At 60.4% G+C, this 8,425-nt stretch carries 8 protein-coding genes; 4 read left to right on the forward strand and 4 right to left on the reverse strand.

Annotation, left to right across the window (positions count from 1 at the left end):
- Nucleotides 1–212 precede the first annotated feature (212 nt).
- From rdgC to sugE, 3 genes are all read left to right on the forward strand, one after another.
- The gene (rdgC, locus tag ACODTO_RS29210) at nt 213–1,133 is read left to right on the forward strand and encodes a recombination-associated protein RdgC (protein ID WP_024779702.1); all 921 of its coding nucleotides are present in this window, start codon (nt 213–215) and stop codon (nt 1,131–1,133) included.
- Between the two features lie 149 nt (nt 1,134–1,282).
- The gene (locus ACODTO_RS29215; RefSeq protein ID WP_139648011.1) at nt 1,283–2,251 is read left to right on the forward strand and encodes a bile acid:sodium symporter family protein; all 969 of its coding nucleotides are present in this window, start codon (nt 1,283–1,285) and stop codon (nt 2,249–2,251) included.
- A gap of 131 nt (nt 2,252–2,382) precedes the next feature.
- A complete protein-coding gene (gene sugE, locus ACODTO_RS29220; RefSeq protein WP_139648009.1) occupies nt 2,383–2,697 on the forward strand; it encodes a quaternary ammonium compound efflux SMR transporter SugE in 315 nt (104 codons plus the stop codon).
- A 145-nt stretch (nt 2,698–2,842) separates the two neighbouring features.
- Here the strand turns inward: sugE and ACODTO_RS29225 are convergent, their stop codons facing one another.
- The 4 genes from ACODTO_RS29225 to ACODTO_RS29240 all read right to left on the reverse strand — a co-directional run bounded on the left by ACODTO_RS29225 (nt 2,843) and on the right by ACODTO_RS29240 (nt 7,644).
- Entirely contained in the window at nt 2,843–4,717 is a 1,875-nt protein-coding gene (locus ACODTO_RS29225; RefSeq protein ID WP_489107456.1) for an MFS transporter, read from the reverse strand.
- 100 nt (nt 4,718–4,817) lie between these two features.
- Nucleotides 4,818–5,966: a TDT family transporter gene (locus ACODTO_RS29230; RefSeq protein WP_489107457.1), complete on the reverse strand. Its 1,149-nt coding sequence runs from the start codon at nt 5,964–5,966 to the stop codon at nt 4,818–4,820.
- A gap of 104 nt (nt 5,967–6,070) precedes the next feature.
- Nucleotides 6,071–6,382, reverse strand: a complete 312-nt coding sequence (locus ACODTO_RS29235; RefSeq protein WP_139648003.1) for a cupin domain-containing protein — start codon at nt 6,380–6,382, stop codon at nt 6,071–6,073.
- 68 nt (nt 6,383–6,450) lie between these two features.
- Nucleotides 6,451–7,644 carry an MFS transporter gene (locus ACODTO_RS29240; protein WP_489107458.1) on the reverse strand — a complete coding sequence of 398 codons (1,194 nt, stop codon included), beginning with the start codon at nt 7,642–7,644 and terminating at the stop codon, nt 6,451–6,453.
- Between the two features lie 114 nt (nt 7,645–7,758).
- On the opposite strand from ACODTO_RS29240, the gene ACODTO_RS29245 reads away from it, so the two are divergent.
- Nucleotides 7,759–8,298 (forward strand): TetR/AcrR family transcriptional regulator, encoded by a 540-nt coding sequence (locus tag ACODTO_RS29245; RefSeq protein WP_139647999.1) that lies wholly within the window; start codon nt 7,759–7,761, stop codon nt 8,296–8,298.
- The last annotated feature ends 127 nt before the right edge of the window (nt 8,299–8,425 follow it).

Genomic DNA, 8,425 nt, shown 5'->3' on the forward strand with positions numbered 1-8,425 from the left:
CGCCGACATTCTGCTTGTAAGGCAGACGCTCTCCCGGCTGAGCTAATCACCCTTCGCTTTCGGTGTGGCGCGCATTCTACGGAGCGTCTCCCAAGCTGGCAAGCACTTTTTAAATTAATTTCCTCAGGTCTTCCAAAGGCTTAGCGAAGGGTTGGCCTATGGCGCCGCGAAGAGAATAATGCGCTCCTTTGTATAAAGGAGAGACTCACCCCATGTGGTTCAAAAACCTGCTTATCTATCGCCTGACCCAAGATCTGCCTTTTGATGCCGAGGCGTTGGAAACTGCACTGGCCAGCAAACTGGCGCGTCCATGTGCAAGCCAGGAGTTGACCACTTACGGTTTCGTCGCGCCGTTCGGCAAAGGCGAAGACGCTCCTCTGGTGCATGTCAGCCAGGATTTCCTGTTGATCGCTGCGCGCAAGGAAGAACGCATCCTGCCTGGCAGCGTCGTACGCGATGCGGTGAAGGAAAAGGTCGAAGAGATCGAAGCCGAACAGATGCGCAAGGTCTATAAAAAGGAACGGGACCAGATCAAGGATGAAATCATCCAGGCGTTCCTGCCCCGTGCATTCATTCGTCGCTCCTCCACCTTCGCCGCCATTGCGCCGAAACAGGGGCTGATCCTGGTCAACTCCGCCAGCCCGAAACGCGCCGAAGACCTGCTGTCCACCCTGCGCGAAGTCATCGGCTCGCTGCCTGTGCGTCCACTGACGGTCAAGACCGCACCGACCGCCATCATGACTGACTGGGTCAAGACCCAGAAAGCCGCGGACGACTTCTTCGTGCTGGACGAATGCGAGCTGCGCGACACCCATGAAGACGGTGGCATCGTGCGCTGCAAGCGCCAGGACCTGACCAGCGACGAAATCCAGCTGCACCTCAACACCGGCAAGGTGGTGACGCAACTGTCGCTGGCCTGGCAGGACAAGCTGTCGTTTGTCCTCGATGACAAAATGGTGGTCAAGCGCCTGAAGTTCGAAGATCTGTTGCAGGACCAGGCGGAACAGGACGGCGGCGATGAAGCCCTCGGCCAACTGGACGCCAGCTTCACGCTGATGATGTTGACCTTCGGCGAATTCCTGCCGGCGCTGGTGGAAGCGTTGGGTGGGGAAGAGACGCCTCAGGGGATCTGACGACATAGCGTTACCCCTGTGGGAGCGAGCCTGCTCGCGAAAGCGGTATGCCAGTCGACATTTCACTGACTGTCACACCGCTTTCGCGAGCAGGCTCGCTCCCACATTGGTTTTGTGTTGTTTCAATTACTAATAACAAGGATCTGGTCATGCGCGCATTGGCTGCACTGAGCCGCTTTGTCGGCAATACCTTCGCTTACTGGGTACTGATTTTCGCCATCGTGGCATTCCTGCTGCCGCAGTGGTTCGTGGATCTGAAAGTCGCCATCGTGCCCTTGCTGGGGCTGGTGATGTTTGGCATGGGCCTGGCGCTCAAGCTGGAAGATTTTGCCGAAGTGGCCCGCCGTCCAGGGCGTGTAGCCCTGGGGGTGATTGCCCAGTTCGTCATTATGCCCGGTACCGCGTGGCTGCTTTGCCAAGTGTTCAGCCTGCCGCCGGAGATCGCCGTCGGTGTGATTCTGGTGGGCTGCTGCCCGAGCGGCACGTCGTCCAATGTCATGACCTGGCTCGCGCGCGGCGACCTGGCCCTGGCCGTGGCGATCTCCGCGATCACGACCCTGCTGGCTCCCCTGCTGACCCCGGCGCTGATCTGGTTGCTGGCCTCGGCCTGGTTGCCGGTGTCATTCTCGGCGCTATTCTGGTCGATCCTGCAAATCGTGCTGTTGCCGATTGCACTGGGCATCATCGCCCAACGCCTGTTGGGTGCACGGGTTCGTCATGCTGTAGAAGTGCTGCCGCTGATATCAGTGGTGAGCATCGTGATCATCGTGGCCGCGGTGGTGGCGGCCAGTCAGGCGAAGATCGCCGAATCCGGCCTGCTGATCATGGCCATTGTGATGTTGCACAACAGCTTCGGTTACCTGCTGGGGTATTTCACCGGGCGCCTGTTCGGTCTTCCATTGGCGCAACGCAAGACCCTGGCGCTGGAAGTGGGCATGCAGAACTCCGGTCTGGGCGCCGCCCTGGCGAGTGCGCACTTTTCGCCATTGGCGGCGGTGCCCAGCGCGTTGTTCAGCGTCTGGCACAACATCTCCGGGGCGCTGCTCTCAACCTACTTCCGCCGCATGAGCGAAAAGCAGGACCGCGAAGCGCTCGCCGCCGGGCAAGCGGCCGACTGAAAGCAGGCTTGATCGAGTGCCCGGGAATGGGCACTCTACCCTTTCAGCGCGGGGACGACCCCGCCACTTGATCCCACCCGCCGATCAAGTGTCAATCCGGGGACGACCCCATCGACTGATGGAGGTGCTCGATGTCCTGGATCATTCTGTTTTTTGCCGGCCTGTTCGAAGTCGGCTGGGCTGTCGGCCTGAAATACACCGACGGCTTCAGCCGCCCTCTCCCCACTGCATTGACGGTTGCAGCCATGGCGATCAGCCTTGGCCTGCTCGGCCTTGCCATGAAGGAATTGCCACTGGGCACGGCCTACGCGATCTGGACCGGAGTCGGCGCCGTGGGCACGGTGATCGCCGGGATTATTCTATTTGGTGAGTCGATGGCGCTGGTTCGGTTGGTCAGCGTTGCGTTGATCATTGCGGGATTGATCGGGCTTAAAGTCAGCGCCTAGACCCTTTTGCAAATAGAGCCTGTGGAAGCAGGGCCTGTGGGAGCAAGGCCTGTGGGAGCAAGGCTTGCCCGCGATAGCGATCTCAAGACCGCCATCGCGGGCAAGCCTTGCTCCCACAGATTGGGGCCTCATAAGGCCTGAGTGTTTACCTGACATTCCCACGCAACTCGCCGACCAGCGCTTGCAGCCTGGCCGGCTCAGCCATCTCCACCGCCACCGCCGACCCCGCCACCAGGGTCACCCGCGACCATAACCGCCGAAACAGGCCCTTGGCCGGATCACGACTGAAGAAACTGCCCCATAAGCCCTGCAACGCCAGGGGAATCACCGGCACCGGCGTCTCCTGCAGGATGCGCGTCAAGCCGCTCTTGAACTCATTGATCTCACCATCAGCGGTCAACTTTCCTTCAGGAAAGATGCACACCAGCTCGCCATCCTTCAGATACTGCGCGATCCGCGTGAAGGCCTTTTCGTAGATATGAATATCCTCCTGGCGCCCGGCAATCGGAATGGTCCCGGCAGTGCGAAAGATGAAATTCAGAACGGGCAGGTTGTAGATCTTGTAGTACATCACGAAGCGAATCGGCCGACGCACCGCGCCGCCAATCAGCAACGCATCGACGAAGGAGACATGATTGCAGACCAACAGCGCGGCGCCTTCATCGGGAATAGCGTCCAGATTGCGGTGCTCCACCCGGTACATGGAATGGCTCAACAGCCAGATCATGAAACGCATGGTGAACTCGGGGACGATCTTGAAGATGTAGGCGTTGACGCCGATATTCAGCAGCGACACCACCAGGAACAGCTGCGGGATCGACAGCTTGGCCAGGCTCAGCAATACGATGGAGACAATGGCCGAGACCACCATGAACAAGGCATTGAGAATGTTGTTGGCGGCAATCACCCGTGCCCGCTCGTTTTCAGCGGTGCGCGACTGGATCAGCGCGTACAGCGGCACGATGTAGAAGCCGCCGAACACGCCGAGGCCCAGGATATCGATCAGCACCAGCCAGGCATGACCGAAGCCAAGCAGTTCGAGCCAGCCATGGCCGTCGACACTGTCGGGGATTCCACCGGAATGCCACCACAACAACAGCCCGAACACCGTCAGGCCGAACGAACCGAACGGCACCAGGCCGATCTCGACCTTGCGTCCGGACAGCTTTTCGCAGAGCAGCGAACCCAGGGCGATCCCTACCGAAAACACCGTCAGGATCAAGGTCACCACGGTTTCGTCGCCGTGCATCCAGTCTTTGGCGTAAGCCGGAATCTGCGTCAGGTAAATCGCCCCGACAAACCAGAACCAGGAGTTGCCGACAATGGAACGGGACACCGCCGGGGTTTGCCCCAGGCCCAGTTTCAAGGTGGCCCAGGATTGACTGAAGATGTTCCAGTCCAGACGCATTTGCGGCGACGCGGCCGCCGCCCGGGGAATGCTGCGGCTGGCCAGGTAACCGAGCACGGCGATGCCGATGATCGCGGTCGACACCACCGGTGCGTAGTGGGCCGAAGACATCATGACCCCAGCGCCGATGGTGCCGGCGAGGATCGCCAGGAAGGTGCCCATCTCCACCAGGCCATTACCGCCGACCAGTTCGTCCTCGTGCAGCGCTTGGGGCAGGATCGAATATTTGACCGGACCGAACAGCGCCGAGTGGGTGCCCATGGCGAACAGCGCCACCAGCATCAGCGACAAGTGATCGAACAGAAAGCCCACCGCGCCGACTGTCATGATGACGATTTCGCCAAGCTTGATCAGACGAATCAACGCATCCTTGGCGAATTTTTCCCCGAACTGCCCCGCCAGCGCCGAGAACAGAAAGAACGGCAGGATGAACAGCAGCGCGCACAGGTTGACCCAGATGGAGCGATCGCCCTCGATGGTCAGCCGATAGAGAATGGCGAGGATCAGCGACTGCTTGAACACATTGTCGTTGAAGGCCCCTAGGGATTGCGTGATGAAAAACGGCAGGAAACGCCGTCGGCGAAGCAAGGTGAACTGCGAAGGGTGACTCATCTTCCATGTTCCTGAGTGGCGTGGACGCTTATTGGAATAACGTTTTTTTATCCAGGCCACACATTAACCTACGGCACGTCGCTTGGGAGCCGCCGGGCAATTATTTCGCCAGCCCGGCAATGCACGGCGACACGAACAACTCGCCGTGCCAGGCACCCGACAGCGTGCGCCAACCGACAATCAGCCACAGCACCACCAGCATCGCCACCAGCAGGCAACCGAACATCGTGAAGAACCCCAGGCCCAACAGGCTCGCCAGTTTCAGCGTCGTCAATGCGTACACGCCCAAGGGGAAAGTAAAGCCCCACCAGCCGAGATTGAACGGGATGCCTTCGCGCAAGTAGCGCGCCGTGATCAGCAGCGCCATCAACATCCACCAGAACCCAAAACCCCATAGCGTGACGCCGGCCACCAGCCCCAGGCCGGCGGCGATTTCACCGACGCCAGGCAAACCGTTGGCCGCAAAGATCATCGGGGCGTCGCTGCCCAGTACCAACATGCCCAGGGCCCCCGTACCGATGGGCCCCAGGGCCAGCCAACTTGAGGCCGCCATGCTTTCGTGGGGCAATTTGTGCAAGGCCATGCGCAGCAACAGGATCGTCAGAATGCTGAACGCCACCGGCAGGGAAAAAGCCCAGAGCACGTAGCTGGCGACCAACATGACCAGTTGCGAATGGACGTCAGCCAGATGCGGCGCCAAGAGCCCGCCACTGGCGGCAGCGACTTCGGCGGCCACCACCGGCAACAACCACACGGCGGTCATCTGGTCGATCCGGTGTTCCTGCCGGGTGAACATCAGGAATGGGATCAACACGCCACAAGCCAGGGACAGCGCCACATCGATCCACCACAACGCCTCAGCCAGCGACACCACGGCCTCTCCCCAGCGCGGCAGGCCGAAAACCAGGAAACCGTTGATGATGGTCGCCAGCCCCATGGGAATGGTGCCGAAGAACATCGAGACCGTTGAGTGGCCGAAAATCCGCCGCGCTTCGTCGAAGAACAACAGCCAGCGGGCAGCGTACAAACCGCTGAACAACACGAACAGCAGGATGTTGAACAACCACAACCCTTCACCCACGACTCGCAGGCCAGGCACATTGCCCGGCCATTGCGCCAAGGCCAGGGCAAGTACGCCGGTCCCCATGGTCACGGCGAACCAGTTGGGCGTGAATTGGCGAATGGCCTCCAACGGCCTGGGCAAATGGCTCAGTGGGCGCAAACGGTTTGTTGCAGGGCAGCATGTCATGACGAACTCCAGTCCCCGGTTGAGGTGGAGTCATCTTAGAGCCGGATCGAATATCGATATAACGGGTAATTTCTCTATATGTTATCCATTTTACAGATAACCCATTAGACGCTGCCTTCGCTTTCGATCACCAGGATTCTCGCCGGTCCCTGGGGCTTGGCCACATGCTCGGTCCCGACCGAGGCGTAGAAAATATCCCCAACCCCCAGCAAGGTATCTTTTTCGATCCCCTCCTCCCGATAGCACATCTGCACAAGCCCATCGAGCACCACGAAGACTTCCTGACCATCGTTGACATGCCATTTGTACGGCTGATCGGTCCAGTGCAGGCGCGTGGTGATGCCGTTCATGTTAGCGATGTCCAACGCGGACCAGGCACGGTCGCCGGTGAAGGACTTGCTGCGAATAATCTTCAAGGGAAATCACCAGAGATAAATGGCAAGACGCCTAGGCTAGCTCAATTCAACCGTCTGCATTCAACGCATCAAGGTCGAACGCCACTGCCTGCCGGCTTGGCGGCCTGACGCAACAGCCCCAGCAACGCAGCGCTCGCCAACAGGATCAGCACCAGGCCATAGCCATCGGTTGTCGGGATCAACCCGAACACCCGTGTCAGGTTCCCGACCAGCAGTGACGGCAAGCTGAAAGCCAGGTAACTGAGCACATAGAAGGCCGACATCAAGCCGGCCCGCTCATGGGGCAAGGCCAGCGGCATGATGCTGCGCAGCGCGCCCAGGAAACCCGCGCCGAAACCGCTGCCGGTCACCAGGGTGCCGATGAAGAACAACGGCAGGCTGCCTGTGTGCGCGGCGATCAATACCAGGGCGAGGCCGGTCATCAATAAGCTGGCGGCAAGCCGCAGCATCTTCTCTGCGCTCTGGTTGCGCAGCGTGTAGATGGACAAGGCCCCGGTAAGCGTCAGGGCTGCCACCAATGCACCGCCAATCAGGTTGGAGGTCGATCCGGTCGCTGCCCGTACCAGGGACGGCGCCAACGACAGATAGAAACCACCCACCGCCCAGGCCGCCAGGTTCAGCGGCAGGACCCGCCACAGGGGCCGTCGCGCCTGCGGCGGCACATGCAAGGTTGGACACAGGGACTGCCAGGCACCGGATTGCGGGCTGACACTTTCTTTCAGACGCCAGAGATAGATCGCCTGGGCCAGGAACAGGCCCAGCAATAACCAATAGGTCAGCTGCAGGGGCAACGGCGCGAACTCCGCCAGCAAGCCACACCCCAGCGCCCCGCAGGCCATCCCCAGCAAGGGCGCGACACTGGTGATCAGTGGGCCCTGCTGGCGATCGAAGTCCAGCAGCGCGGCCCCCAGTACACTGGTGGCCATGCCCGTGGCGAAGCCCTGGATCAACCGGGCCCCGATCAGCCACGCGATGCTGTCGGCGTTGATAAACAGCAGCATCGCCAGCATGTTGAGCACCAGCGCCACGAAGATCACCGGTTTGCGACCCAGGTAATCCGACAACGAGCCCACGGTCAGCAAGGCTGCCAACAGGCTGAAGGCGTATACGCCGAAGATCAGCGTGAGGATGGCCGGGGAAAACTGCATGTGTTCCTGATAGAGGTGATACAACGGCGTCGGCGCGCTGGACGCGGCGAGGAAACCGAGCAAAGTGATTGCCAGGAATATCAGGCTGGCACGGGTCGAAGCTGGACGGGACATGGGCACACTCCGCAGACGCTGTTCCAAAACATCAGCAAAAGCTAATTTTTTGCTTTTGCCGAGTGTGCTACCGATGCGTGCTTAAAGCAAATTCTTTGTGTTAAGGTCCGATTCATGGCTATTAAAGAAGGTTTACGCCCCGGCGGCAGAAGCGCCCGGGTACAAGAGTCGATCCATTCGGCCGTCCGCGCCCTGCTCCAGGAACAGGACCGTGCCACGCTGACCGTGCCGCAGATTGCAGCGCGCGCGGGCGTGACACCGTCCACCATCTACCGGCGCTGGGGTGACCTGCCGGCGCTGCTGGCCGACGTCGCTGTCGCCCGCATGCGCCTCGACAGCGAACCGGCCAACACCGGCAGCCTGCGCGGCGACCTGCGCGCCTGGGCCGAGCAATACCTGGACGAGATGAGTTCCGAACCCGGTCGCAACATGATGCGCGACATCCAGGCCTGCGCCACGCCAGGGCATTGCGTGGGGATCATCAGCGCTCAGTTGCAGATCATCCTGGAGCGTTATCCCGATGAACCAAATCCCGGCATCGAGAGATTGATCAATGTGATGGTGGCGCCAACAGTGTTCCGCATTCTCTTTGCCAGCGCGCCGCTGGAGGTAGAGGAATTGTATCGGTTGATTGATATCGCGTTGGGTCAGTAAGGCAGCCATCGCGAGCAGGCTCGCTCCCACAGGGAACAGGCGGCGCACGCCGGATCTGTGAATGGTCCATAACCCTGTGGGAGCAACTGTCTTACCTTGCCGCCCATCACCGCCATTCAGTGCCGTC

It is taken from the genome of Pseudomonas sp. FG13 (assembly GCF_057809755.1).